Genomic DNA, 24,341 nt, shown 5'->3' on the forward strand with positions numbered 1-24,341 from the left:
GGTCTCATGCCTCATCGCAGACAAACCCTCGCCCTGCTGGGCGCGCTGCCGCTGGCGGCCGCGCTGCCGGCCCGGGCCCAGGACGACTTTCCCTCGCGCCCGATCAGGCTGCTGGTAGCCTTCGCGGCGGGCGGCAGCCCCGACCTGCTGGCCCGGCTGATCGGCAACCAGGTCGGCAAGCAGACGGGCCAGAGCGTGGTCATCGAAAACCGCGCCGGCGCCAATGGCATCATCGCCGCCGAAGCCGCGGCCCATGCCGCCCCCGACGGCTACACGCTGCTGCTGACCACCGGTTCGCAAGCGATCAATCCCAGCATCTACAGCAAGCTTCCCTACGACACCGTGCGGGACTTCACGCCGGTCGGACTGCTGACGGTGGCACCGGCGCTGACGCTGGTGGTCCATCCCAAGTTTCCCGGCAGGACGTTCGCCGAATTCCTCGAGATGGCGCGCAAGCCCGACAGCCGCATCACCTTCGGCTCGCCCGGCACCGGCAACACGCTGCACCTGGTGGGAGAACTGCTGAACTCGACGGCCGGCACCCACATGCTGCACGTTCCCTACAAGGGAGGCGCCCCGGCGCTGAACGCGGTGATCGCCGGCGACGTCAGCGCGTGCTTCCTGAGCACGGCCGCCGCCACCATCGCGGTCAAGGCCGGCCAGGTACGCCCGCTGGCGGTCACCAGCCGCCAACGCATCGCCGCCTTTCCCGACGTGCCGAGCATGGCGGAAAGCGGCGTGCCCGACATGGACTACAACGGCGGCTGGGTCGGCATCTTCGCGCCCGGCAAGACGCCGCCGCCCGTCGTGCAGCGGCTCTATGCCGAGATCGACAAGGCCATGCACGTGCGCGAGGTGAAGGAAAAAATGGAAGCCTGGGACAGTCCGCCCGCGCAATCCTCGCCGCAGGAATTCACCCGCTTCTTCCAGGCCGAGATGGACAAATTCGCGCGCATCGTCAAGCTCGCCCACGTACCCATGCAATGAAGAGACTCGCCGCACCATGATCCCGACCCGCATCACCACCGAGAACGGCATGATCTTCGAACGCGACGTCGCGCTGACGATGTCGGACGGGACCGTGCTGCGCGCCAACGTCTTCCGGCCCGAGGCGCCCGGCCGCCACCCCGTGGTCATGGCCATGGGGGCCTACGGCAAGGATGTCCATTTCGAGGACGCCTACCAGCCTCAATGGCAGGTCCTGAAGAAGATCTATCCGGGCCTGGACACCGACGGCACGACCGGCCGCCACCTGCGCTGGGAAGTCGTGGATCCCGAGCGCTGGGTACCCGACGGCTTCGTCGTGATCCAGGTCGATTCGCGCGGAACCGGCCGCTCCGAAGGCTACCTGGATCCGTTCGGCCCCATCGAAACGCGCGATCTGTACGAATGGATAGAATGGGCGGGCGAGCAGCCCTGGTCCAACGGCAAGATCGGCCTGATCGGCGTGTCCTACCTGGCCATCAAGCAGTGGCAGGTGGCTGCGCTGCGGCCGCCGCATCTCGCCGCCATCGTGCCCTGGGAAGGCTCCAGCGATCTGTACCGCGACGGCAGCTACCACGGCGGCATCCTGAGCAACAGCTTCACCGAGGCCTGGTGGCCGCGCCAGGTGCTGGCCAACCAGTACGGCAGCGGCGCCAGCACCCATCGCGATCGCCTGACCGGCGAGCGCACCACGGGCCCCGACCTGCCCGAGGCCATCCTGCAGGGCAGCCGCGCGGACCATCCGCGCGACCGGCTGGAACATCCGCTGGACGATGCCTGGAACCAGGCGCGCGAAGCCGACCTGTCCGCGATCCAGGTGCCCATCCTGTCGGCCGCGAACTGGGGCGGACCGGGCATGCACCTGCGCGGCAACTTCGAAGGCTTCCTGCGCGCCGGCTCGCGCGACAAATGGCTGTTCGCCCACATCGGCACCCACTACGAAAGCTTCTACCTGCCGCGCTACGTCGCCTTGCAGAAGCGCTTCTTCGACCGCTACCTGCGCGGCGCGGACAACGGCTGGGAACGGGAGCCCCGCGTCCAGCTGGCCATCCGCCGCCCCGACGGCACCGCCGAGCTGCGACAGGAGCACGAATGGCCGCTGGCCCGGACGCAATGGACGCGCTTCCATCTGGACGCGGACACGCTGATGCTGGCGCCTCGCGCACCCCAGGCAGGCGGCCAGGCGGCCTTCGCCGCGATGGGCGAGGGCCTGCACTTCTCGACCGCGCCGTTCGACGAGGACGTCGAATTCACGGGTCCCGCGAGCCTGCGGCTTTGGGCATCGTCGTCCACCGCCGACATGGACATCTTCGCCGTGTTGCGCGTGTTCGATCCGGACGGCAAGGAAGCCAGCTTCATCGGCGCGCACGAGCGCGTGCCCATGGCCCTGGGCTGGCTGCGCGCCTCGCGCAGGAAGACCGACCCGGCGCGCAGCCTGCCCTACCGGCCCTGGCACACGCACGATGAAATCCAGGAACTCGAACCCGGCCAGGCCTACCCGCTGGACATCGAGATCTGGCCCACCTGCATGGTCTTCCCGCGCGGATGGCGCCTCGTGCTGACGCTGCAAGGCCATGACTTCATCGTCGATGCCCCCGGCCGCCTGCGCCACGACCATCCGCGGGACCGGCCGGCCCCGACCTTCGCCGGACAGACCACGGTCCATACCGGCGGCAACCGGGACAGCCACCTGCTGATGCCCCTGATCCCCGCCCGCAACTGACGGAAGGGTTATGCTCGCGCAATACCGACCCAGGAGACGAGCATGACCCAACCCGACCGCACCGCGCTTGGCGGCAGCTACAACGACGCCTTGTTCGAACGGGGCCTGGCCACCCGCCGCGAGGTGCTCGGCCGCGAATACGTGGACGCCTCGCTGGCCAAGGCCGCCGGGGACCCGCTGCGCATGGAGCTGCAGCAACTGGTCACGCAGCACTGCTGGGGCGACGTCTGGAACCGACCGGGACTGGACCGCCGCACCCGCAGCTTCCTGAACCTGGCCATGATCACGGCGCTGAACCGTCCGCACGAATTGCGGCTGCACGTGCGCGGCGCGATCAACAACGGCCTGACCAAGGAAGAGATCAACGAGGTCTTCCTGCAGGCCGCCATCTACTGCGGCGTGCCCGCGGCGCTGGACAGCCAGCGGGTGATGCTGGAGGTATTCGCGGAAATGGGGATCTGAGAAAAATCACCGCATGGCTTACGTCGGACCGGCAGCGGGTGGCGTGCACTTGAAGCTGGCGGCATCGTCCATCGACCCGGTTCCGTCGTAGCGGGCATACGTGGGATACGGACAAAGCGGACGCGTCCGGTTGGCCGGTATCGCGGGCGTCACCGCGGCAAGGTCGGCGTTGCCCGGTGTTGCCTGCGCCACGATGAAATCGGGCGCCTTGCCGCGTTCGACCCAATCCATGATCGGTGCCAGGCGGTCGAAGGTGTCGGTGCTGGGGCCCCCTCGGCAATGGCCCATGCCCGGCACCAGGAACAGCCTGGCGAACTTGCCCGTCTGCTCGCGACTCGAATTGAGCGCCACGACGGATTCGTAGTAGTCGATCGTATCGACGGCGTTCGGTCCGCTGTCTCCGGTGCCGTGATAGAAGATCATCTTGCCGCCCCGGTCACGATAGCGCCCCAGGTCCGGGTCCGATGCCAGCCACGGCGCATTGACGGTCATCGAGCTGCCCCAGGTATCCCAATCGATGTCATCGAGAGGCCGGAATCCCGGCTGGGGCGGAGTCATGAACAGGATGGGCGTCGGGTCGATGTTCAGCTTCCATTGAATGTCCAGAATCGGCCCCTGCCCCGTGATGCGGGCCGCCTGGCCGGCGGACGTCATCCACGCGGCGTCGATGCGGTAGCCGCGGACCGCAACCTCTCCGGGCGATCGATAGCCCGGCACCTTGAACGCGGCGCCCCCGGAGTCGACCGGCCCGTCCAGTACCGCTTCCCAGATGCCCACCTGCTCGGCCGACAGGCATTCCGAGGTCTTTTCCCCGGTGCACAGCAGCGCCTTCGGGCGGAACGTGCAGGCGGCCACATTGCCGATCATGCCATCGACCGCGCCATCCTGCGCATCGCAGGCAGCCAGCAGCTCACGCTGGAACAACTGGCGATCGGCCTGCGGCATCGCCTCGTGAAAACGGGGCATGCCACCCGGCTCACGGGACACCAGCGCGGCGGCCTTCTGCCAGCCCCAGATCCGGGCCGCCACGACCCGGCCGAAGTCGAACACCGGAGCGCCCGCGACGATGCCATCGAACTCGTCCGGAAAACGCTGGGCAAAAGTCATGCCCTGCCGCCCCCCGGTGGAGCAGCCGTCGAAATACGATCGCTCGATCGGGCCGCCATAGTAGTGGGCGATCAGACTCTTGGCGGCCCTGGATGTCTTGATGATGGACCCGTAGCCGAAGTCCAGCCTCGCCTGGGGATCGAAGCCGAAGGCCTCGGGCGCCGGCAGGTCGGCATTGTCGTGGCCGCCGTTCTGGGAAACCACCGCGAAACCCTGCTCCAGAGCCGTCTTCGCTCCGCCCGTCGGGCCATGTGCGGGAGCCAGCGTGCCCTCGAGTCCGCTGCCTCCCTGAAAGAAGAAGCGCTGGTTCCAATCGAGCGGCAGACGAAGTTCGAACTTTGTCGCGTAGGGCTTTCCGTCCACCCCGGTGCGGGGTTCAAGCGAGCCTTTGACCACACAGTGAGCAGGCAGAAACGTCGTCGCAGCCGGTGCGGACTTCTCCGTATCGGCCGGCACCCATGTGGCGCTGGTGATGACGCCCTGGTGTTCCGTGCTGCGGAAATCCTTGACCGCCGCACAGGCCGCCTCTCCGGTCAGTGCCTGAGGTTCAGACACCGCGCCCGACCCTCCACACCCGGCAACCGCGAGAACCGCCGCCAAACCGCTGGCGCCCCACCCAACAGCCAGATATCTACCTGATGCATGCATAGTGCGGTCCCCTTTATTGGCGCCAATGGTGGCGATATTTATAAACCATCTTGATATAAAAATACCTTATATAAAACTGAGGCTTACGCGAATAGGGTTAGTCCTGACGAAAACGGCATACCCGGGAACCACGCTTATCTATTCTTTATAAATATAGAAAGAGACAAAAAACATATTTGTCCAAATACCTGTTTGCGGATTATTTTTGCTGTCATTGACCAACCCCACACCGCGAACACGCGGCGTCCAGCGAGGTAAAAGGCAGATGACCACCACTTATCGCATCGGGCAGATCGTCCCCAGCTCCAACACCACGATGGAGACCGAGATCCCCGCCATCCTGACCGCCCGCCAGAACCACGAGCCTGAGCGTTTCACCTTCCACTCGAGCCGCATGCGCATGCAGAAGGTGACCAAGGAAGAACTGGCGGCCATGGATCGGGACTCGGACCGCTGCGCCCTCGAGTTGGCCGACGCCCGGGTCGACGTCATGGGCTATGCCTGCCTGGTCGCCATCATGAGCATGGGCCTGGGCTACCATCGCGTCTCCGAAAAGCGCCTGCATGAGCGCACGGTCGAGGCCGGCGGCCCCGCCCCCATCGTGACCAGCGCGGGCGCCCTCGTCAGCGGCCTGCACGCCATCGGCGCCAAGCGCGTGGCGATTCTCACGCCCTACATGAAGCCCCTGACGCAGCTCGTAATCGACTACCTGGCGCACGAGGGCATCGAAGTGGTCGACAGCATCTCGCTGGAAATTCCCGACAACCTGGACGTGGGCCGACGCGATCCGTTGGCGCCCCTGGAGGTCACCAAGCGCCTGAACACGGCCGGCGCGGATGCCGTCGTGGCGTCGGCCTGCGTGCAGATGCCTTCGCTTGCCTCCATCCAGGGCATAGAGGATCGCGTGGGCATGCCCGTGGTCTCGGCCGCGGTGTCCACGGCCTACATGATGCTCAAGTCGCTCGGCCTGAAGACCCGGGTGCCCGGCTTCGGCTCGCTGCTGTCCGGCAAGTACTGACGCGTCCACGAAACGCCAGGCGGCCCGATGCCGGCCCGCGGCGGGTTCCTAGTCGCCGCCCTGCCAACGGCTCAGGTCGCTCTCTTCCAGCATGCGTACGAACGCCTCCGCCACGCGGTTAGTCTCATTGCATCGCTGCACGACGTACACGCCCGAGCGCGGTACGTCGCCATCGAGCGCGCGGTACACGCAATCGTCGCGCGCGCAGGCAACCGAGCGCGGAACGAGTCCCACGCCTATGCCAGCCGCCACGAGGCTCGTGATCGCGGGCACTTCCAGCACCCATTGCACGACCTTGGGCGCAAAGCCCGCCTGGATGCAGCTGTCGAACAGCAGCCGGGCAAACGCCGACGACTCCGTGCGCAGCATGATGAACGGCTCGGCCGACAGGTCCGACAGCTTGAGGCGCTCTCTGTCGACAAAGCGATGTCCCGCGGGCAGCGCCACGACGATGGGATCGTTGAACAGCAGCTGGCTGCGCAGCACCGCATCGTTGACCGGCGTGCGCGAGATGCTCAGATCGATGCTGCCGCGGCGCAGTTCCTCCAGTTGATCGGCGGGCCGGGACTCATGCAATACGATCGACACGCCCGCATTCATCTGCATGTACCTGGCGATCAGGCTCGGCAGCGGCCCCTGGAACTGCGAACCGGACAAGCCGATGTCGATGCGGCCGGCCAGGCCGCTGCCCACGGAACGCGCGCGGTCGCATGCGACGCTCAGGCGGTCCAGGATCGACCGGGTATCGTTCAGGAACACCTCGCCGGCGGGGGTGAGCTGCACACTGCGGCTGGTACGCGTGAAGAGCGCAACCCCGATCTCTTCTTCCAGCTGCGCGATCTGGACGCTGAGCGGCGGCTGCGAGATATGCAGCCGCTGCGCAGCCTTGGTAAAGCTGAGTTCCTCGGCCAGTGCCACGAAATAGCGAAGGTTGCGCAGTTCCATAAACGATATCGCCCTCAACAAGGCATTCCATGCAAGACCAGGACAACATCCGCAGCGGTTTCAACGGCACCCTGACGTTCGGCCATCGTCCCGCGCTGCTGATCGTCGATTTCCAGCGCGGCTTCACCGAGCCGGCACTCAGCCCCCTGGCATCGGACTGCGGCGCGGCCGTGCTTGCCACCAACGAGCTGATCGATGCCATGCGCGGCGTAGGCACGGTCATCTTCACGCTGCTGGGCTACCAGCGCAACCTGAGCGACATGGGCGCCTGGGGCAGGAAGTGCACCTCGCTCGACACGCTCATCCAGGGTACGCCTACCTGCGAAATCGATCCACGCCTGCACTACGACCCCGCGACCGATCTCGTCCTGCGCAAGACCCAGGCTTCCGCCTTCTTCGGCACCCCGCTGTCCGCGCTGCTTGCGGCCCGCCGATGCGATTCCCTCATCGTTGCCGGAGCCACCACCAGCGGTTGCGTACGCGCCAGCGTGGTCGACGCCATGCAGAACGCATTCCCGCCTTTCGTGGTGCAGGAGTGCGTGGCCGACCGCTCCGCCGCGCAGCACGCGAGCAACCTGGTCGACATGCAGAGCAAATACGCGGAAGTGGTCTCGCTGGCGCGGATGCGCCAGATGCTGGAACAGTTGAAATAACCCCCTGCCCCAACCACGGCGCCAAACAAAAAACCCCTTGATTTCTCAAGGGGTTTTTTGGCAAATCTGGCGGAAGCGGTGGGATTCGAACCCACGATGCAGTTTTAGCCGCATACTCCCTTAGCAGGGGAGCCCCTTCGGCCACTCGGGCACGCTTCCGAAAGAGCCGGCAGTGTACCACGGTCCGAGGGGGGATCCAGCCGCTGGCGGCCGAAAAATTTGCGCTTTCCCCTCGCGGCCGGGTGCCCCGCGGCCCCGCTTTTTTTACTGCGCGGCGCCCTGGTCCAGGCCGAACGCCTTGTGCAGCGCACGCACGGCCAGTTCCATGTACTTGTCCTCGATGACCACCGAGGTCTTGATCTCGCTGGTGCTGATCATCTGGATGTTGATGCCTTCTTCCGACAGGGTCCGGAACATCAGGCTGGCGATGCCGGCGTGCGAACGCATGCCGATGCCGACGATGGAAACCTTGCAGACCTTGTCGTCGGACACGACTTCGCGCGCGCCGATGGCCTGCACGACCTTGCCGTTCAGCACGTCCAGCGCCTTCTTGAATTCGCCGCGGTTGACGGTGAACGAGAAGTCGGTGGTGCCGGCGACGGACTGGTTCTGGACGATCATGTCGACGTCGATGTTGGCATCGGCGATCGGGCCCAGGATGGAGAAGGCGATGCCGGGCTTGTCCGGCACGGCCACGACCGTGATCTTGGCTTCGTCCCGGCTGAATGCGATGCCGGATACAACGGCGGCTTCCATTTTCTCGTCTTCCTCAAAAGTAATCAGGGTGCCCGACTTCATTTCTTCGTCGAGCGAAATCATCGGATCGGTCAGCGACGACAGCACGCGGGTGGGCACGCGGTACTTGCCGGCGAACTCGACCGACCGGATCTGCAGGACCTTGGAGCCCAGCGAGGCCATCTCCAGCATTTCCTCGAAGGAAACGACGTTCAGGCGCCGGGCCTCGGGCACCACGCGCGGGTCGGTCGTGTAGACGCCGTCCACGTCGGTGTAGATCAGGCATTCGGCGGCCTTGAGCGCGGCCGCGACGGCCACGGCCGACGTGTCCGAACCGCCCCGGCCCAGGGTGGTGATGTTGCCGGCGTCGTCCACGCCCTGGAACCCGGTGACGATGACCACGCGCCCGGCGTCGAGATCGGCGCGGACACGGGTATCGTCGATCGAGGAGATACGGGCCTTGGTGTAGGCGGAATCGGTGCGCACCGGGACCTGCCAGCCGGCGTAGCTGCGGGCGTCCACGCCCTGCGCCTTCAGCGCCATGGCCAGCAGCCCCACGCTGACCTGCTCGCCGGTGGAGGCGATCATGTCGAGTTCGCGCGGATCGGGCTGTTCCTGGATTTCCTTGGCCAGGCCGATGAGCCGGTTGGTCTCGCCCGACATGGCCGAGGGGACCACCACGATCTGGTGCCCGGCGGCGTGCCATTTGGCCACGCGCCTAGCCACGTTCTTGATGCGCTCGACCGAGCCCATCGACGTACCGCCATACTTGTGAACGATTAGTGCCATTGTCTTGTGTCGCTTAACGCATGCTTGAGCCTGGACTGCCTGGAGTGGCCGGCCGGATGGCCGGCAAAGCCGTTTCACCAGGGAAAAGGCTAACCATAAATGGTAGCCCAGCTGCGGCAATTCCGCAAAATGGCGGGATTTCGGCCCCCGGCCCCGATACCCTGTCGGTCAGGACGTCACGGTGGCGCCAGGGTGGTCGGGCACCCACTCCAGGCGGATGCCCGGGGACGCCTGCGGCAGCCGCGCGTCGGCACCCAGCCCGGCGGCGTAGGCCATGATCTCGCCGCGGTACAGGAGCGGCAGGCGTTCGCGCTCCCAGGTGGGGATGCCACGCTCCTGGTAAAGGTTCTTCAGGCTGCGGCTGGGGCTCTGGGCCGTCACTTTCAGCCGCTCTCGGCCGCGGCGCCAGCGCATGATCAAGGCCGTGTTGCGCAGCCAGTCCGGGTCGATGCCCGACTCCTCGACGGCGAACACCAGCGTGCCGCCCATGGCCTCGAGCCGGATGGCGGCTTCGCCGGCCCACTTGAATTCGACGCCGGCCGCCTGTACCGCCGGCGGCGCGCTTTCCCTGCTGTCCACGATGACATGATCCCGATAACGACGCACCTGCCTGTCGCCATGGCGCAGCAACAGTTGCCTGTCGTGCGCCGCGTCCTGCAATTGTCTGGCCATTTCCCGCAAGCGGGCCTCCGGCGGCGCGGCCATGTCGTGGCCGGCCAGCCAGAGCCGCAGCACCATCGCCCTGCGCGCGGGCGCCAGCCGGTTCAGCCCCGACAGGCGCAGCGCGCTGCCGTAGGGGGGGCGCGCCTCCTGGATCGCGTCCAGGTCGGACTGCGCCACCTCCCGCAGCAAGGCCGCCGTCTCGGCGGACCGGCGCGCGTAGCGGTCCAGGGTCGCGCGGTACCCCGGCCAGTGGCGCTCGATGGCGGGCAGGATTTCCGCGCGCAGGATGCCCCGGGCGTAGCGGGCATCGAGGTTGCTGGGATCCCGGACAGCCTCGAAACCGGTGCGCGCCGAATAGGCGTGCATGAACGCAAGTATCCGACTTCTGGGCACCGCGAGCCAGGGACGAAGGTAACGAATCCCGTCCTTGCGCGTTTCGCCCGCCATCGCGCCCATGCCGTCGGTGCCCGCGCCCCGCAGCAGCCGCAGCAGCACGGTTTCGGCCTGGTCGTCCAGGTGGTGGGCAAGCAGGATGGTGTCGATGCCGGCTTCGGCCGCCATCCCGGCCAGGGCGCGGTAGCGGGCGTCGCGCGCCGCGGCCTCGGTGCCGGCGGGATCGGCGGGATCCACCCGTACCCGGCGCAAGTCCAGCGGCCGGCCCAGGCGGCCCGCCAGCTCGGCCGCCTGGCCGGCCCAGGCATCCGCGTCGGGATGCAGGCCGTGGTGGACGTGAAACAGCCGCATTTCCAGCCCTTGCCGCGCGGCCCACTCGGCGGCCTTCACGGCCAGCGCGGCCGAGTCCGGGCCGGCGCTCAGGGCGACGGCGAACCGCTGCGCCACCGGGGGCATGGCATCGAGCGCCCGGTCCAGCAGCTCGGACGCGTGCAGGGCCGCTACGTCCGTGCCGGCGTCAGGACTGGACGGTTTCCTTGAAGCGGCCATAGGCCATGACCCGCTCGAGACGCGTGGTGACCAGATCGCCGGCCTTGACGCCCTGGAACTGGCGCAGCGCGTCGGACAGGGCGCGCCGCAGCAACTGGGCCATGTGCTTGGGGTCGCGATGGGCGCCGCCGACGGGTTCGCTGACGATCTTGTCGATCAGGCCCAGGGCCTTCAGGCGGTGCGCCGTGATGCCCAGCACCTCGGCGGCCTCGGAAGCCTTCTCCTGGCTGCGCCACAGGATGGACGCGCAGCCTTCGGGCGAGATGACCGAGTAGGTGGCGTATTGCAGCATCAGCACGCAATCGGCCACCGCGATGGCCAGCGCCCCGCCCGAGCCGCCTTCGCCGATGATGGTGGTGATGATGGGCACCTGCAGCTCGGCCATCGCGTACAGGTTGTGGCCGATGGCCTCGGACTGCCCGCGGGCCTCGGCATCGATGCCGGGATAGGCGCCCGGGGTATCGACGAAGGTGAACACCGGCAGGCCGAATTTCTCGGCCAGGCGCATCAGCCGCAGGGCCTTGCGATAGCCCTCGGGCCGCGGCATGCCGAAGTTGCGCGCCGCCCGCTCTTTCGTGTCCCGGCCCTTCTGGTGGCCGATGACCATGCAGGGCATGCCGTTGAACCGCGCCATGCCGCCCACGATGGAACGGTCGTCGGCGAACATGCGGTCGCCGTGCAGCTCGTGGAAATCGGTGAAGATGTCCCGCACGTAGTCCAGCGTGTACGGACGCTGCGGATGACGCGCCACCAGGGCGGTCTGCCACGGCGTCAGCTTGGAATAGATATCCTTGGCCAGCGCCTGGCTTTTCTGCTGCAGCCGGCTGATCTCCTCGGAGATATCGACGGCGGAATCGGCCTGCACGAAGCGCAGTTCCTCGATCTTGCCCTCGAGCTCGGCCAGCGGTTGTTCGAATTCAAGAAATGCGTTGCGCATCAGGCCCTCCCAAGGGGCAGTGAACGCCCAGGCGTCCAACGTCGTTCATCACCAACTCAATCACTCCAAGGCGTTGCAACACGGCACAACACCCAAATTCCGTTCAACCAGCCATCGCTAGCCGATTGTCATCCCAGGATGCGGTGGATCCGGCTCCGCCGGTCCACCCGCATCGCCCCCCCGGGGGGCGCGCGTCAGCGCGTAGGGGGGGTCAAACCTGCAAGCTCTTCCAGAGATACCACGTCGCCACCGTGCACCACGGCTTCCAGGCCTGGGCCACTTCCCTGGCCTCGAAACGCGACACGGGTTCGCCGCTGAAATAGTGCAGCGAAATGGCGCGCAGCAGCCCCGGGTCGTCCAGCGGCAGAATATCCGGCCGCCGCAGATTAAAGATCAGGAACATATCCGCTGTCCAGCGGCCGATGCCACGAATCGCGGTCAGTTCGGCGATGACCGCCTCGTCGTCCATCTCGGTCCACAGGTCGGGATGCACCAGGCGCTGCTGGAAATGCGCGGCCAGGTCCAGCAGGTATTCGGCCTTGCGCTGCGACAGGCCGGCCTCGCGCAGGCCGGCCAGGCCCAGCTTGCCGACCACCCCGGGGGTGACGCGGCGGCCGCAGGCGGCCAGGCAGCGCTCCCAGGCGGCATCGGCGGCCTTGGTCGAGATCTGCTGGCCGATGATGGCGCGGGCCAGCGTCAGGAAAGGCTCGCCCTGGGTCGCGAGGTGGACCTCGGGATGCTGGGGGATCAGTTTCTTCAGGATGCGGTCGCGCTTGAGCAAGTGCGCGACCGCGGCGTCCCAGTACGAGGGCTTGTCGGTGCCGGCGAAAGAGGCGGCGGGCACGGACCCGCCCGGCTCGGCCGTGGCATGGAGCTTCATGTTCAACATCTGGTGTTCAGCGCTTCGCGGCACTCAGGCTCGACGCCATACGGTCACGCCGCCCGGCTTGTCCTCGAGGACGATGCCATCGGCCAGCAGTTCGGCGCGGATGCGGTCGGCGGCCGCGAAATCCTTGTCCTTCTTGGCCTGCGCCCGCCGGGCGATGCGCGCCTCGATGTCCGCGGCGCCGCCGTCCTGGTCGGCCGTCGTGCCCTGCAGGAAGGCGCGCGGCTCCTGTTGCAGCAGGCCCAGCAGGCCGCCCAGGGCCTTGAGCTGGCCGGCGGCGCGGGGCGAGGCGGTCTTGTTGACCTCGGCGGCCAGGTCGAACAGCACGGCGATGGCTTCGGGGGTATTGAAATCGTCGTCCATGGCGGCCCGGAAGGCCTGTCCGGACGGGTCGTCCCAGTCGGCGCCCAGCGTGTCGGGCTCGGCATTGCCCAGCGCGGTGTAGAGCCGGGTCAGCGCGGCCCGGGCATCGGCCAGGTTGTCGGCGGCATAGTTCTGGGGACTGCGGTAGTGGCTGCGAACGACGAAATAGCGGACCACTTCGGCGTCGTAATGCTTGAGCGTATCGCGCACGGTAAAGAAATTGCCCAGCGACTTGGACATCTTCTCGGCATCGACCATGAGCGGGCCGCAATGCATCCAGGCGTTGGCCAGCGTGCCGCCGTAGGCGCCCTCGCTCTGCGCGATCTCGTTCTCGTGGTGGGGAAACTTCAGGTCGGGCCCGCCGCCGTGGATGTCGAGCGGCATGCCCAGCAGTTCGCGGCTCATGGCCGAGCATTCGATGTGCCAGCCCGGACGCCCCGGCCCGTAGTCGGACTCCCAGCGGGACTCGGGCGGCTCGGCAGGCTTGGCCGCCTTCCACAGCACGAAGTCCAGCGGATCGCGCTTGGAGGTATCGACCTGCACCCGTTCGCCGGCCCGCAGGTCGTCCAGCGACTTGCCGGAAAGCTTGCCATAGCCGGGAAACTGGCGCACCGCGTAGTTCACGTCGCCGTCGTCGGCCCGGTAGGCCAGGCCCTTGTCCTCGAGCAGGCGCACGATCTCCAGCATCTTGCCTACGTGTTCGGTGGCGCGCGGCTCGAAGTCCGGCGGCTGCACGCCCAGCGCCTTCTCGTCCTCGTGCATGGCATCGATGAAGAAGCCGGTGACCTCGGAAATGCGCTTGCCGGTCTCGACCGCCTTGCGGATGATCTTGTCGTCGATGTCGGTAATATTGCGGACGTAGGTGACCCGGTAGCCGCTGGCGCGCAGCCAGCGCTGCACCACGTCGAAGCTGACCAGCATCCGCGCGTGGCCGAGATGGCAGTAGTCGTACACCGTCATGCCGCAGACATACATGCGCACGCACCCCGGTTCCACCGGCTGGAAAGGTTGCTTGGCACGGGCGAGCGTATTGTAGATATGGAGCATGTGTAGGACCACCCCCTACGCGCTTCGCGCGCCCCCTCGAGGGGGCGGCACTGGCGGACCGGCAAAGCCGGATCCGCTGTGCCCTGGGTCGAGCAGGGGGTACAGGGGCGCGCGTTGCGCTGTGGGCTATTAGAATGGCGATTATATCAACTGGACGGAGCGGCCCTGGCCGCTCCTCATCTGCGGGCAGAATCGTTTGACCACGAACCACGTACCTTTCCTTCGCCTGCGCGGGGGCGCGGGCCGCGCGGCGGCCCTGGCGGGCGTGCTGGCGCTGGGCGCCGCGCTGGCGCCCGCCCCGCTTCCCGCCCAGACCACGACGGCCACGCCGCCGGTGCTGGCGCCCTCCTCCGATGGCGACCAGGCCATTCCCTGGCTCAGCAACCTGCTCGAGGCGCTCAAGCCCGGTGTCGACACCAGCCTGCCCGAATCCAGCCGTGCTCTGGCGCAGCGGCTGGAGCGCCAGCTGGACGAAGGCAAGGCCGCCCAGACCCTGGCCGAGATCGACGACCGCCTGGCCGCCGACAAGCAGAAATCGCCCGACGCCACCAACGCCCAGCTGCTCTTCCTGAAGGGCCGAGCGCTCAGCCAGCTGGGACGCCGCGACGAGGCCAAGGCGGTCTACCGCGACATGACCGAACGCTTCCCCGAACTGCCCGAGCCCTGGAACAACCTGGCCGCGCTGGAAGTGGCCGACGGCCGGCTGGACCAGGCCAAGGTGGCCCTGGAAATGGCCATCCGCACCGATCCGAACTACGCCGTCGCGCGCGAGAACCTGGGCGATTTGTATATCATGCTGGCGGCGCGCTCGTACGGCACGGCCACCAGGCTGAATCCGCGCGATGCCGGCGCGAGCCAGAAGGAAACCGAGACCCGCAGACTGCTGGACGCGCCCGCATCTTCCGACCATCCACCCCGGACACCCCGATGAAACTGTTTTTCTCCAGCCTGGCGCTGGCCGCCTCCCTGGCCTCGCCGGCCGTGCTGGCCGCGCCCCAGGTCGCGCTGCAGACATCCATGGGCCGCATCGTGCTCGAGCTGGACGACGCCCGCGCTCCCGGCACCGTCGCCAACTTCCTGCAATACGTGCGCGAGGGCCACTACGATGGCACGATCTTCCACCGCGTGATCAACGGCTTCATGATCCAGGGCGGCGGGATGACCGCAGACATGAAGGAAAAGCCCACGCGCCCCGGCATACGTAACGAAGCCTCAAATGGCTTGAAAAACGCCGCCTATACCGTGAGCATGGCCCGTACGCCCGACCCGCACTCGGCCTCGGCGCAGTTCTTCATCAACGTCGCCGACAACGACTTCCTGAACTATCGCGAGCCCACGACCCGAGGCTGGGGCTACGCGGTGTTCGGCAAGGTGGTACAGGGCAAGGAAGTGGTCGACAAGATCAAGGCCGTACCCACCGCCACGCGGGGCCAGAACGAAGGCGTCCCGCTCCAACCCATCGTGATCCAAAAAGCTGAGGTCCTGAACAAATGACTACCCGCGTCAACCTGCACACCAACCACGGCCTGATCGGCCTGGAACTGGATGGCGAAAAAGCCCCCAAGACCGTCGAGAACTTCGTGGCCTACGTCAACAGCGGCCACTACGACAACACGATCTTCCATCGCGTCATCAACGGCTTCATGATCCAGGGCGGCGGTTTCGAGCCCGGCATGTCGCAGAAGCCCACCCAGGCCCCGATCGAGAACGAGGCCGCCAACGGCCTGAAGAACGACCGCTATACCGTCGCGATGGCGCGCACCAACGCCCCGCACTCGGCCTCGGCGCAATTCTTCATCAACGTCGCCAACAACGACTTCCTGAACTTCAGCTCGCCCACGCCGCAAGGCTGGGGCTATGCCGTGTTCGGCAAGGTCGTGGAAGGCACGGACGTGGTCGAGAAGATCAAAGGCGTGAAGACCGGCAGCCGCGCCGGCCACCAGGACGTGCCCGTCGAGGACGTCGTCGTCACCAAGGCAGAAGTCGTCCAATAACGCCACGGGCCGGGGCCGGCGGCGAAGCGCCCGCTTCCCGAACCGGCCGGCAGCCGGCCCGGCCCCATCGAGAGTTTCCGTGACCGGCTCCCCTCTTCCCGGGACATCCGCTTCCCATTCCGTCCTGACTTTCTCCGGCCCCGTCTGGCTGGCATCCGACATGCACCTGGGCCCCGACGGGCCCGCCACGCGCGAAGCCTTCCTGGCCTTCCTGCAGGCCGCGGCCGACAGCGCCTGTGCCTTGCTACTGCCCGGCGACATCTTCGACGCCTGGGTGGGCGATGACGAGCTCGACGCCGCCGCACCGTGGCTGCTGGCGGTCGTGGACGGCCTGCAGGCCGCCTCCGCGCGAATCCCGGTCCACCTGGGGCTGGGCAACCGCGACTTCCTGATGGGCAAGCGCCTGGCCGAAGCCACCGGCACCCGCCTGCTGGCCGAGCCGGTCGTGCTGCACACCGACGGCGGCGAGTTCCTGCTGTCCCACGGCGACGCCTTCTGCACCGATGACGTCGAATACCAGCAATTCCGCGCCATGGTGCGCAACCCGCAATGGCAGGCGCAGTTCCTGGCCCAGCCGCTGGCGGCCCGCCAGGCCATCGCGCGCCAGATGCGCGAGCGCAGCATGGCCGAGAAAAGCCGCAAGGCGGCCGACATCATGGACGTGAACCAGCAGGCCGTGGAAGCCGCGCTGCGCGCCCACGGCGTCACCCGCATGATCCACGGCCACACGCACCGGCCCGGCCGGCAGGTGTTCGAGATGAACGGCCGGCGGTGCGAGCGCTGGGTGCTGCAGGACTGGGACCTGGACGATACGGCCGATCCGCGCGGCGGCTGGCTGGCGATCGACCAGGACGGCCCGGTCTACCACGACATCGCGCTGGACGACTGAAACCGGGGCGCGCCTGCGCCTCGGACCTTAGAACAGGCGGCCCGGGCCGGCGGGTACGTGCACCCAGCCGCTCATCAGGCAGCGTGCCGTGCGGGACACGGTGGCCCGCTCCAGTCCCCATCCGTTGCCGTTGCTGACCACGGTCGCCCAGGCGGCCTGCACGCCGCTGGCATGGCCGATCCGGGTCGCCACGCCGGGCAGCGTGCGCGCCACCTGCGACACCACCGATCCGGGCACGGCGGCCGCCACCGCCAGCGAAATCGCGCTGCGGGTCCCGAAGCCGCGCTGCATGCGCCCTTCGGCCACGCTGCGCGCCAGCACGTCGATGCTGTCGCGCGGGACGTCACCGCCCCCCGCCGCCTTGTACGACATGGGCGGGGCCACCCACACCAGCCTGGGCAACGCGGCGCCGGGTTTTTCCGCCCGCGCCCGGGACATCAGGCCCATGGCCACCGCCCCCGCGATCCGCACGGACTCCAGCCGGGCCAGCGTCTTGGCATCGCGGTTGAAGGTGTCGGGCTTCTCGCGTCCATTGAGCCCGAGGTCCGAGGCGCGCGCGAAGATGGTCGCCTCGTCGGTGCGGACCAGGCTGACCGGCAAGGACGCCATGCCCTCGACGTCCAGCACGTCCTGCACCCGCCCCGTCGGGAGCAGGCTGGCCGCGCCATCGTCGATGAAATCCAGCCGCACCTCGGCGGCGGGAAACGGCACGCCGTCTTCGGTGAAGACGCCGTCCTCCAGCACCTCCCCGCCGCGGACCTCGACGTGGGCCGCCAGCCACCGCCCGGGGTGCGGCTGCCAGATGCGCACCACCGTCGTGCCCTCGTGGGCCGGGACCAGGCCCTGCTGGATGGCATACGGCCCCACGGCCACCGCCAGGCTGCCGCCGTTGGTGGACCAGTCGATGACCGGACGGTCGATGGCGACCTGCCCGCAGCGGTATTCCACGTCGCAATCGTCGCGGCTGGAGGCGTCCACCACCACGACCTTGCTGGTGGACGGACTGGCTCCGCCCATGCCGTCGGTCTGGCGGGAATACGGATCGGGGCTACCCAGCACCCGCAGCAGCACGCGGTCGCGCTGCTCGGGGTCGCGGGGCAGATCCCGGGCATTGAAGAACACGCCCTTGCTGGTCCCTCCGCGCATGTAGACGGCGGGAATCTTAAGAACTGCCATGGGAAATCTTTCGGGATTGCGCGATCATTGCGGTGCATACCCCCCGCAACAGGTCGGTTTCCTCGCGGCTCAGGCCGGAGCGGGCGAAAAGGTGACGCATACGCGGCATCAGCTTCTTGGGATGCCTGGGATCCAGGTAGCCGACCGCGATCAGGGCTTGCTCCCAATGGACCAGCAGGGCCTCGACCGCCTCGCCCGAAGCCGGTTCGGCGCGCGGACCGGCCACCGCCAGCGCCTCGGCTCCCAGCAGCGCGTAGCGCAGCTCGTAGGCGGCCAGCTGCAGCGCCTGCGCCACATTGAGCGACGAATATTCGGGATTGGCCGGAATATGGCAGATCCGGTGGCACATGCCCACCTGCTCGTTGGTCAGGCCCGAACGCTCGGTGCCCAGCACCACGGCCGCCTGGACTTCGCCCTGCCCGTCCGGGCTGCCGGCCAGGTGCTCGCGCACCAATCCTGCGGCCTGCCGCATGTCGCAGGCCGGCGGACCGAGGTCGCGGTGGCGGGCGGTCATCGCGAACGCCATGGTCACGGGGGCCAGGGCCTCCTCCAGGGTGTCGCAGACGCGCGCGGACGCCAGCACGTCGACGGCGCCGCTGGCCAGCGCGACCGCGTCCGGATGGGCCGGCGTATCGGGAATCCGGGGGTTGACCAGCACCAGGCGGGAGAACCCCATGGTCTTGATCGCCCGTGCCGCGGACCCCACATTTCCGGGGTGGCTGGGTTCGACCATGACGAAACTGACTCGGGAAAGCATGTGTCCTTTAAACTAGAGGGGTTTCACCAATTCCCAGCCCTTATCGGCTCTCTTATGCATCCCATGCTCAACACCGCCGTCAAGGCGGCCAGGCGCGCCGGCGCCATCATCAATCGCGCCAGCCTGGACCTGGATCTGGTCAAGGTGTCTCAGAAGGGACCGGGCGATTTCGTCACCGAAGTCGACAAAGCTGCGGAAGCGGCCATTGTTGAGATTTTGAAGACGGCCTACCCCGACCACGGAATTCTAGCCGAAGAGTCCGGCGAAGCCCTGGGCGCCGCGGATGCCAACGGCCAGCAGGAAAACCTCTGGATCATCGATCCGCTGGACGGCACGACCAACTTCATCCACGGCATGCCGGTGTACGCGGTCTCGATCGCGCTGATGCAGCGCGGCCAGGTCACCCAGGCCTGCATCTTCGATCCGTCGCGCAACGAGCTGTTCACCGCCACCCGCGGCGCCGGAGCCTTCCTGAATGACCGCCGCATCCGCGTTTCGCGCCGCACCCGCATGCCCGAGACCCTGATCGGCACGAGCTTCGCCCCGGATCCCAGCGGCAAGCGGCTGGCCCTGTGGACCAAGACCTTCGGCCAGATCTCGGCCACCACCTCGGGCGTGCGCCGCCAGGGATCGTCGGTGCTGGACCTGGCCAACGTCGCCGCCGGCCGGCTCGACGGCTACTACGGCTGCGGCCTGAAGCCCTGGGACCTGGCCGCGGGCAGCCTGCTGATCCTCGAAGCGGGCGGCCTGATCGGCGATTTCGACGGCGAACAGGGCTGGATGCAGAACGGCGAAGTCGTCGCGGCCACGCCCAAGGTCTTCCCCCAGCTCCTGTCCCTGCTGGAACCGCTCAAGGAAGCAAGGGGCTGAAACACCTCCCGCCTGGCCATCCCGCCGCCGGTTCTACAATGGCACCGGCCTCGCGGGGGTCCTGCCGGGCCGGCCCCTCCGGGCTCCCCAGCCGCCACCCGCGCCCATCCATCTCGTCCGCCCGCGGACGCCGACACTCATGACCGAAAACACGCTGTACCTGATCAAAGCCTTCTTCCTCGGCATCATCGAGGGCCTGACGGAGTTCCTGCCGGTTTCCAGCACCGGCCACCTGATCCTGGTGGGAGACTGGATTCATTTCTTCTCCGGAGACGCCAAGGTATTCGAAGTCGTCATCCAGTTCGGCGCCATCCTGGCGGTCATCTGGATCTTCCGCGAGAAGGTCGCCCACATCCTGGCCGGCATCCTGACCGGCGACAAGTTCTCGCTGAAGTTCGCGCGCAACATCATCATCGCCTTCCTGCCCGCCGCCATCATCGGCGTGACTTTCCTGAAAGAGATCAAGACGGTGCTGTTCACCCCCGGGGTGGTGGCGACGACCCTGATCATCGGCGGCTTCATCATCCTGTTCGTCGAGCGCAAGCCCCAGGGCGAGGTCAAGACCCAGAACATCAGCGAGATCACCGGATTCCAGGCGCTGATGGTGGGCCTGGCCCAATGCCTGGCCATGATCCCCGGCACCTCGCGTTCGGGCGCCACCATCATCGGCGGCATGGCCGCCGGCCTCAAGCGCACCACCGCCACCGAATTCTCGTTCTTCCTGGCCATGCCGACGATGCTGGCCGCCTCGGTCTACGACGCCTGGAAGAACCACGAATCGCTGAGCAGCAACGACGTCACCGCCATCGGCATCGGCTTCCTGGCGGCCTTCGTGGCCGCGCTGGTGGTGGTGCGGGCGCTGATGCGCTTCGTCGCCAATCATTCGTACCGCGTGTTCGGCTGGTATCGAATCGCCCTCGGCGCGGTGATCATCGTCTGGATGCTGGCGTAGGGGATATCGGTGCGATGCGCCGCAATGGAATACAGTAACGGTATGGTGACCATCAAGAACCGGGTAGTCGTTCCCCTCGAAGAGGGGGGGATTCCGCCGGAATTCATTACCTTCAACGGCTTCACGGAAGAACACGTGGCCATCGTGTTCCCGCAGCTCAAGCCGGGCGGCACGCCGCCGCTGGTGCGGGTGCATTCGGAATGCCTGACTGGCGACGTGTTCGGATCGCAGTTGTGCGATTGCGGCCCGCAGTTGCACGAGGCGCTGTCGTGCTTCTCGCGCGAGGGCGGAATCCTGCTGTACCTGCGGCAGGAAGGACGCGGGATCGGGCTGTATGCCAAGCTGTCGGCCTATGCCCTGCAGAAGAAGGGCCTGGACACGTTCGAGGCCAACCGGCACCTGAACCTGCCCGAGGACGCCCGCAGCTTCGAGCCCGCGGCGCAGATGCTCCAGGCGCTGGGCGTGGCGCGCATCCGGCTGCTGACCAACAACCCCGACAAGGCCAGCCAGCTCGAGGAACACGGCATCGACATCGAGAGCATCATTCCCACCGGGGTCTACCTGAACCCCAACAACCGCCGCTACCTGGAAGCCAAGGTGCGCCACAAACAGCACACCATCCCCCTGTAGCCCTCGCGCCATGGCCCACGCCGACCTGCACCATCACCTGATCAATGCATGGTCCGTGGGCTGGGCCCTGTACATCGCCAGCGTCACGGTGTGGATCGTGCTGCAAAAACGCCCACCGCTGTCCACCGTGCTGTGGATACTGGTGCTGGCTCTGCTGCCCTACGTGGGCTACGCCGTCTACTACTTCTTCGGTCCGCAGCGCCTGAAGCGGCGGCGCCTGAAAAGGTTGCGCAGCCGCCTGTTGATCTCCAGCCAGACCGAGCGCGCGCTGCTGCGCGAACATGACCACGACACACCGCTGCCAGTGGCCCGCATGGCGGCGCTGGCCCGCTCCACCAGCGACATTCCCTTGTCCTCGGCAACCGACGTGCAACTGCTGGTGGGAGGCGGGCAGACCTACGGCGCCTTCATGGAGGCCATCACCGAAGCGCGCCACCACGTCCACCTCGAGTTCTACATCTTCAAGCCCGACCGCATCGGCACCGCGATGCGCGACCTGCTGATCGAGAAGGCGCGTCAGGGCGTCACGGTGCGCCTGCTGGTCGACGCGCTGGGGTCCGAGCGCCTGGGACGGCGCTTCCTGGCGCCGCTGCGCGAGGCCGGGGCGCAGGTCGGCTTCTTCCACAACGTGCGCATCGGCCGCCGCTGGCGGCCCGTGACGAACTACCGCAATCACCGCAAGATCCTGATCTGCGACGGCAGGACCGGCTTCACGGGCGGGCTGAACGTGACCGACGACGAGGACGAGCGCGTGCGTCCCGACGCCTATCACGACGTGCACCTGCGCGTGGAAGGCGGTGCCGTGCGCTGGCTGCAGATGGTATTCCTGGAGGACTGGGCCTATACCACCGGGCAGCGCACCGACGATTGCGAACTGGACGCGCTGCTGCCCGAGGTGCCGGGCGGCCCGCATCAATTGCAGATACTGACATCCGGCCCCGACGATCCGCGCCAGTCCATCCATCGCACCCTGGTGGCGGCCATCAACGCGGCGACCGAGCGCGTGTGGCTGACCACGGCCTATTTCGTTCCCAGCGAAGCGGCGCTGATGAGCCTGACGAGCGCCGCGCACAAGGGCGTGGACGTGCGCCTGCTGGTGCCCCGGCGCAGCGATTCGCTGGTGGTGACGGCGGCTTCGCGCTCGTATTTCGACGAATTGCTGGAGGCCGGGGTCAAGGTCTGGGAGTACCGGGACCGCATGCTGCATTCCAAGACCCTGCTGGTGGACGACACCTATTCGTTCATCGGCACGGCCAACTTCGACAACCGCAGCTTCGAGCTCAACTTCGAGGTCACGGCCCTGGTCTACGGCGAGGACATGGCCCGCCAGCTCGGCAGGCAGTTCGAACTCGACCTGCGCCATGCGGCCCGCGTCCCCAAGGACAGGCAATCGCCCTTCGTCCGCCGCCTGTTCGACGCCTCGGCGCGGCTGTTTTCGCCGATGCTGTAGGGCCCGCCGCCGCTCAGTGCTTGCTGACCAGCGTCCCGGACAGCCAGTTCTCGGCCATGTCCACGTCGCGCAGCAGGACGGCAAACACGTCGTCGTCGATCAGGCGCGCATCGCGCAGCCGGTACAGCTCGGTGCGTTGGGCGTAGATCGCGGCCATGCGCAGGTCGCGTTCGAAATTGCGATGCTGGTTGGCCCGCAGGGCGATCTCGGCCGTGTCGCTCTCGGCATCGATGCGGTTGCGGTAGATCTGGGCCAGCATGGCGGCGATGTCGGCCAGCATGGCCTTGGCGTCGTCGTCGGTCAGTTCCCTGTCCATGCGGACCTGTGCCTGTTCCAGGCCGGTTTGCGCGGCCTGCGCCAGGCGCAGCCGCGCCTCGCGTTCTTCCTTTTCCTTCAGGGTCTCGACCGGGGTCGGGACCCTGGGCAGCACCAGCGGCAGCAACGAGCTGCCCAGCAGCAGCGAACACAGGATCACGCCCGTCGCCAGGAAGATCAGCAGGTCGCGGCCGGGGAACGGCACCCCGGTGGAGATTTCCAGCGGCACCGTCAACACGCCGGCCATCGTGATCGAGCCGCGCACCCCGGACAGCGAGGTGGTCAGGATCACCCAGGTGTTGACCCGCCGCACCGGCGAGCCCTGCAACAGCATACGGAAACTCTTCAAGTGGTAGGTGACCCACACCCACAGGAACCGCAGCGCGATCAGCGCCACCGTGATCGCCACCACATAGGCGAACAGGTGCCACACCGGCACGTTGCCCGCCTCTCTCGCGTCGGCGTGGGCCAGCCCGATGACGCTGGGCAGTTGCAGCCCCAACAGGATGAAGGTCATGCCGTTGAACACGAATTCCAGCATGGACCAGACGCTGTTGCTTTGCAGCCGCATGGCCGACGAGCCCTGGCCGGATTCGGTATAGGTCATGGCAATGCCCGCCGCGACGGCGGACAGGATGCCCGACACGCCGAAATGCTCGGCCACCAGGTAGGCCGCGAACGGAGTCAGCATCAGCAGCACGACCTGGATGGCCGGTTCGTCGTCGGTCCAGCGCGCCACCATCCTGCGGCCCAGGCTCAGCAGCCATGCCAGGGCGCCCCCCACGGCCAGGCCGCCCAGGGCGATGACGAGGAAACTCAGGCTGGCCTGCCACAGCGAGAACGAGCCGGTCAGGATCGCCGCGATCGCGAATTTGAAGGCCACCAGGCCCGACGCATCGTTCATCAGGCTTTCGCCTTCCAGCACGTGCTGCAGCTTGGTGGGCAGCCGGTTCTTGCCGACGATGGCCGATACCGCCACCGCGTCGGTGGGGGACAGCACCGCCCCCAGCGCGAAGGCGACAGGCAGCGAGATCGCGGGTATCAGCCAGTGAATGAAATAACCCACGCCGACCACAGTGAAGATCACCAGGCCCAGCGCCAGGGCGAGAATGGGGCCGCGCAATTGATACAGCTGGCGCTTGGGAATGCGCCAGCCATCGACGAACAGCAGCGGCGGAATGAACAGCAACAGGAACAGTTCGGGATCGAACCTCACCTTCAGGCCGAAGGCCGGCGCCGCCAACAGCGCGCCGATGGCGATCTGGAACAGGGGCAGCGGCAGCCGTACCGGAGAAAGCCTGGACACCACTCCCGACATCGCCACTGCCAGCAGCAGCATCAGTACGGTGAAGACGATTTGCATGGAAACGCGGCCTGGCGAGGAAAACCGTCGTCAAGCCTACCAC

General features: G+C 67.2%; 23 protein-coding genes and 1 tRNA gene. 13 read left to right on the top strand and 11 right to left on the bottom strand.

All coding sequences use genetic code 11. The features are described 5' to 3' along the window. The first annotated feature begins 6 nt into the window (after nt 1–6). The 3 genes from EV675_RS21375 to EV675_RS21385 are packed head-to-tail and all read left to right on the top strand — an operon-like array spanning nt 7 to nt 3,169. A complete protein-coding gene (locus EV675_RS21375) occupies nt 7–987 on the top strand; it encodes a tripartite tricarboxylate transporter substrate binding protein (RefSeq protein WP_130359568.1) in 981 nt (326 codons plus the stop codon). Nucleotides 988–1,003: 16 nt separating this feature from the next. Continuing rightward, nucleotides 1,004–2,707, top strand: coding sequence for a CocE/NonD family hydrolase (locus tag EV675_RS21380; RefSeq protein ID WP_242621531.1), 1,704 nt, complete (start codon nt 1,004–1,006; stop codon nt 2,705–2,707). Between the two features lie 42 nt (nt 2,708–2,749). Next, nucleotides 2,750–3,169: a carboxymuconolactone decarboxylase family protein gene (locus EV675_RS21385; RefSeq protein ID WP_130359570.1), complete on the top strand. Its 420-nt coding sequence runs from the start codon at nt 2,750–2,752 to the stop codon at nt 3,167–3,169. Nucleotides 3,170–3,187: 18 nt separating this feature from the next. Here EV675_RS21385 and EV675_RS21390 read toward each other — a convergent pair whose 3' ends face one another. After that, nucleotides 3,188–4,876: a tannase/feruloyl esterase family alpha/beta hydrolase gene (locus tag EV675_RS21390; protein WP_165404696.1), complete on the bottom strand. Its 1,689-nt coding sequence runs from the start codon at nt 4,874–4,876 to the stop codon at nt 3,188–3,190. A 313-nt stretch (nt 4,877–5,189) separates the two neighbouring features. On the opposite strand from EV675_RS21390, the gene EV675_RS21395 reads away from it, so the two are divergent. Beyond that, nucleotides 5,190–5,942, top strand: coding sequence for a maleate cis-trans isomerase family protein (locus tag EV675_RS21395; protein WP_130359574.1), 753 nt, complete (start codon nt 5,190–5,192; stop codon nt 5,940–5,942). A 48-nt stretch (nt 5,943–5,990) separates the two neighbouring features. On the opposite strand, the gene EV675_RS21400 is transcribed toward EV675_RS21395, so the two are convergent. Beyond that, the gene (locus tag EV675_RS21400) at nt 5,991–6,887 is read right to left on the bottom strand and encodes a LysR substrate-binding domain-containing protein (RefSeq protein ID WP_130359576.1); all 897 of its coding nucleotides are present in this window, start codon (nt 6,885–6,887) and stop codon (nt 5,991–5,993) included. A gap of 29 nt (nt 6,888–6,916) precedes the next feature. Between EV675_RS21400 and EV675_RS21405 the strand changes: the two genes are divergently transcribed. Continuing rightward, nucleotides 6,917–7,540: an isochorismatase family protein gene (locus tag EV675_RS21405; protein ID WP_130359578.1), complete on the top strand. Its 624-nt coding sequence runs from the start codon at nt 6,917–6,919 to the stop codon at nt 7,538–7,540. 67 nt (nt 7,541–7,607) lie between these two features. Here EV675_RS21405 and EV675_RS21410 read toward each other — a convergent pair. The 6 genes from EV675_RS21410 to cysS all read right to left on the bottom strand — a co-directional run bounded on the left by EV675_RS21410 (nt 7,608) and on the right by cysS (nt 13,902). Then, nucleotides 7,608–7,699, bottom strand: a tRNA-Ser gene (locus tag EV675_RS21410). 105 nt (nt 7,700–7,804) lie between these two features. Continuing rightward, nucleotides 7,805–9,064 (bottom strand): aspartate kinase, encoded by a 1,260-nt coding sequence (locus EV675_RS21415; RefSeq protein WP_130359580.1) that lies wholly within the window; start codon nt 9,062–9,064, stop codon nt 7,805–7,807. A gap of 168 nt (nt 9,065–9,232) precedes the next feature. After that, nucleotides 9,233–10,669 carry a tRNA lysidine(34) synthetase TilS gene (tilS, locus tag EV675_RS21420; protein ID WP_130359582.1) on the bottom strand — a complete coding sequence of 479 codons (1,437 nt, stop codon included), beginning with the start codon at nt 10,667–10,669 and terminating at the stop codon, nt 9,233–9,235. After that, nucleotides 10,638–11,606, bottom strand: coding sequence for an acetyl-CoA carboxylase carboxyltransferase subunit alpha (locus EV675_RS21425; protein ID WP_130359584.1), 969 nt, complete (start codon nt 11,604–11,606; stop codon nt 10,638–10,640). Before EV675_RS21425 ends, tilS begins: the two co-directional genes overlap by 32 nt. Nucleotides 11,607–11,817: 211 nt before the next feature. Continuing rightward, nucleotides 11,818–12,486, bottom strand: coding sequence for a DNA-3-methyladenine glycosylase family protein (locus EV675_RS21430; protein ID WP_130359586.1), 669 nt, complete (start codon nt 12,484–12,486; stop codon nt 11,818–11,820). 33 nt (nt 12,487–12,519) lie between these two features. Continuing rightward, on the bottom strand, nt 12,520–13,902 hold the full coding sequence (gene cysS / locus EV675_RS21435) for a cysteine--tRNA ligase (protein WP_130359588.1): 1,383 nt from the start codon (nt 13,900–13,902) through the stop codon (nt 12,520–12,522). A 196-nt stretch (nt 13,903–14,098) separates the two neighbouring features. On the opposite strand from cysS, the gene EV675_RS21440 reads away from it, so the two are divergent. The 4 genes from EV675_RS21440 (at nt 14,099) to EV675_RS21455 (ending at nt 16,785) form a co-directional block, all read left to right on the top strand. Next, the gene (locus EV675_RS21440) at nt 14,099–14,833 is read left to right on the top strand and encodes a tetratricopeptide repeat protein (RefSeq protein WP_165404697.1); all 735 of its coding nucleotides are present in this window, start codon (nt 14,099–14,101) and stop codon (nt 14,831–14,833) included. After that, nucleotides 14,830–15,396 carry a peptidylprolyl isomerase gene (locus tag EV675_RS21445; protein WP_130359592.1) on the top strand — a complete coding sequence of 189 codons (567 nt, stop codon included), beginning with the start codon at nt 14,830–14,832 and terminating at the stop codon, nt 15,394–15,396. The genes EV675_RS21440 and EV675_RS21445 overlap by 4 nt, the downstream gene beginning before the upstream one ends. Beyond that, complete coding sequence (locus EV675_RS21450; protein ID WP_130359594.1) at nt 15,393–15,896, top strand: peptidylprolyl isomerase; 504 nt, start codon at nt 15,393–15,395, stop codon at nt 15,894–15,896. The genes EV675_RS21445 and EV675_RS21450 overlap by 4 nt, the downstream gene beginning before the upstream one ends. Before the next feature lie 124 nt (nt 15,897–16,020). Further along, nucleotides 16,021–16,785: a UDP-2,3-diacylglucosamine diphosphatase gene (locus EV675_RS21455; protein ID WP_278044776.1), complete on the top strand. Its 765-nt coding sequence runs from the start codon at nt 16,021–16,023 to the stop codon at nt 16,783–16,785. A 27-nt stretch (nt 16,786–16,812) separates the two neighbouring features. On the opposite strand, the gene EV675_RS21460 is transcribed toward EV675_RS21455, so the two are convergent. Next, on the bottom strand, nt 16,813–17,961 hold the full coding sequence (locus tag EV675_RS21460) for a PrpF domain-containing protein (RefSeq protein WP_130359596.1): 1,149 nt from the start codon (nt 17,959–17,961) through the stop codon (nt 16,813–16,815). Beyond that, nucleotides 17,948–18,718, bottom strand: coding sequence for an RNA methyltransferase (locus EV675_RS21465; protein WP_130359598.1), 771 nt, complete (start codon nt 18,716–18,718; stop codon nt 17,948–17,950). The genes EV675_RS21460 and EV675_RS21465 overlap by 14 nt, the downstream gene beginning before the upstream one ends. A 54-nt stretch (nt 18,719–18,772) precedes the next feature. Here EV675_RS21465 and EV675_RS21470 point away from each other — a divergent pair, with 54 nt between their 5' ends. The 4 genes from EV675_RS21470 to cls all read left to right on the top strand — a co-directional run bounded on the left by EV675_RS21470 (nt 18,773) and on the right by cls (nt 22,620). Next, on the top strand, nt 18,773–19,588 hold the full coding sequence (locus EV675_RS21470; RefSeq protein WP_130359600.1) for an inositol monophosphatase family protein: 816 nt from the start codon (nt 18,773–18,775) through the stop codon (nt 19,586–19,588). A gap of 139 nt (nt 19,589–19,727) precedes the next feature. Beyond that, nucleotides 19,728–20,540: an undecaprenyl-diphosphate phosphatase gene (locus EV675_RS21475; RefSeq protein ID WP_130359602.1), complete on the top strand. Its 813-nt coding sequence runs from the start codon at nt 19,728–19,730 to the stop codon at nt 20,538–20,540. Between the two features lie 42 nt (nt 20,541–20,582). Further along, on the top strand, nt 20,583–21,170 hold the full coding sequence (locus EV675_RS21480; RefSeq protein WP_087839283.1) for a GTP cyclohydrolase II: 588 nt from the start codon (nt 20,583–20,585) through the stop codon (nt 21,168–21,170). A 10-nt stretch (nt 21,171–21,180) separates the two neighbouring features. Beyond that, a complete protein-coding gene (gene cls, locus EV675_RS21485) occupies nt 21,181–22,620 on the top strand; it encodes a cardiolipin synthase (protein WP_130359604.1) in 1,440 nt (479 codons plus the stop codon). Between the two features lie 13 nt (nt 22,621–22,633). On the opposite strand, the gene EV675_RS21490 is transcribed toward cls, so the two are convergent. Continuing rightward, a complete protein-coding gene (locus tag EV675_RS21490; protein ID WP_130359606.1) occupies nt 22,634–24,298 on the bottom strand; it encodes a Na+/H+ antiporter in 1,665 nt (554 codons plus the stop codon). Between the last annotated feature and the right edge of the window lie 43 nt (nt 24,299–24,341).

Source organism: Pigmentiphaga kullae, from assembly GCF_004216695.1.
Lineage (GTDB): Bacteria > Pseudomonadota > Gammaproteobacteria > Burkholderiales > Burkholderiaceae_B > Pigmentiphaga > Pigmentiphaga kullae.

What these genes read in the sequence shown, in the direction of transcription:
- EV675_RS21480 (WP_087839283.1), top strand. Translation starts at nt 20,583, where the DNA reads ATGGTGACCATCAAGAACCGGGTAGTCGTTCCCCTCGAAGAGGGGGGG.
- EV675_RS21380 (WP_242621531.1), top strand. Translation starts at nt 1,004, where the DNA reads ATGATCCCGACCCGCATCACCACCGAGAACGGCATGATCTTCGAACGC.
- tilS (WP_130359582.1), bottom strand. Translation starts at nt 10,669, where the DNA reads ATGGCCGCTTCAAGGAAACCGTCCAGTCCTGACGCCGGCACGGACGTA.
- EV675_RS21400 (WP_130359576.1), bottom strand. Translation starts at nt 6,887, where the DNA reads ATGGAACTGCGCAACCTTCGCTATTTCGTGGCACTGGCCGAGGAACTC.
- EV675_RS21395 (WP_130359574.1), top strand. Translation starts at nt 5,190, where the DNA reads ATGACCACCACTTATCGCATCGGGCAGATCGTCCCCAGCTCCAACACC.
- EV675_RS21460 (WP_130359596.1), bottom strand. Translation starts at nt 17,961, where the DNA reads ATGGCAGTTCTTAAGATTCCCGCCGTCTACATGCGCGGAGGGACCAGC.
- EV675_RS21430 (WP_130359586.1), bottom strand. Translation starts at nt 12,486, where the DNA reads ATGAAGCTCCATGCCACGGCCGAGCCGGGCGGGTCCGTGCCCGCCGCC.
- EV675_RS21405 (WP_130359578.1), top strand. Translation starts at nt 6,917, where the DNA reads ATGCAAGACCAGGACAACATCCGCAGCGGTTTCAACGGCACCCTGACG.
- EV675_RS21475 (WP_130359602.1), top strand. Translation starts at nt 19,728, where the DNA reads ATGACCGAAAACACGCTGTACCTGATCAAAGCCTTCTTCCTCGGCATC.
- EV675_RS21490 (WP_130359606.1), bottom strand. Translation starts at nt 24,298, where the DNA reads ATGCAAATCGTCTTCACCGTACTGATGCTGCTGCTGGCAGTGGCGATG.
- EV675_RS21375 (WP_130359568.1), top strand. Translation starts at nt 7, where the DNA reads ATGCCTCATCGCAGACAAACCCTCGCCCTGCTGGGCGCGCTGCCGCTG.
- cysS (WP_130359588.1), bottom strand. Translation starts at nt 13,902, where the DNA reads ATGCTCCATATCTACAATACGCTCGCCCGTGCCAAGCAACCTTTCCAG.
- EV675_RS21445 (WP_130359592.1), top strand. Translation starts at nt 14,830, where the DNA reads ATGAAACTGTTTTTCTCCAGCCTGGCGCTGGCCGCCTCCCTGGCCTCG.
- EV675_RS21470 (WP_130359600.1), top strand. Translation starts at nt 18,773, where the DNA reads ATGCATCCCATGCTCAACACCGCCGTCAAGGCGGCCAGGCGCGCCGGC.
- EV675_RS21415 (WP_130359580.1), bottom strand. Translation starts at nt 9,064, where the DNA reads ATGGCACTAATCGTTCACAAGTATGGCGGTACGTCGATGGGCTCGGTC.
- EV675_RS21385 (WP_130359570.1), top strand. Translation starts at nt 2,750, where the DNA reads ATGACCCAACCCGACCGCACCGCGCTTGGCGGCAGCTACAACGACGCC.
- EV675_RS21465 (WP_130359598.1), bottom strand. Translation starts at nt 18,718, where the DNA reads ATGCTTTCCCGAGTCAGTTTCGTCATGGTCGAACCCAGCCACCCCGGA.
- EV675_RS21450 (WP_130359594.1), top strand. Translation starts at nt 15,393, where the DNA reads ATGACTACCCGCGTCAACCTGCACACCAACCACGGCCTGATCGGCCTG.
- cls (WP_130359604.1), top strand. Translation starts at nt 21,181, where the DNA reads ATGGCCCACGCCGACCTGCACCATCACCTGATCAATGCATGGTCCGTG.
- EV675_RS21425 (WP_130359584.1), bottom strand. Translation starts at nt 11,606, where the DNA reads ATGCGCAACGCATTTCTTGAATTCGAACAACCGCTGGCCGAGCTCGAG.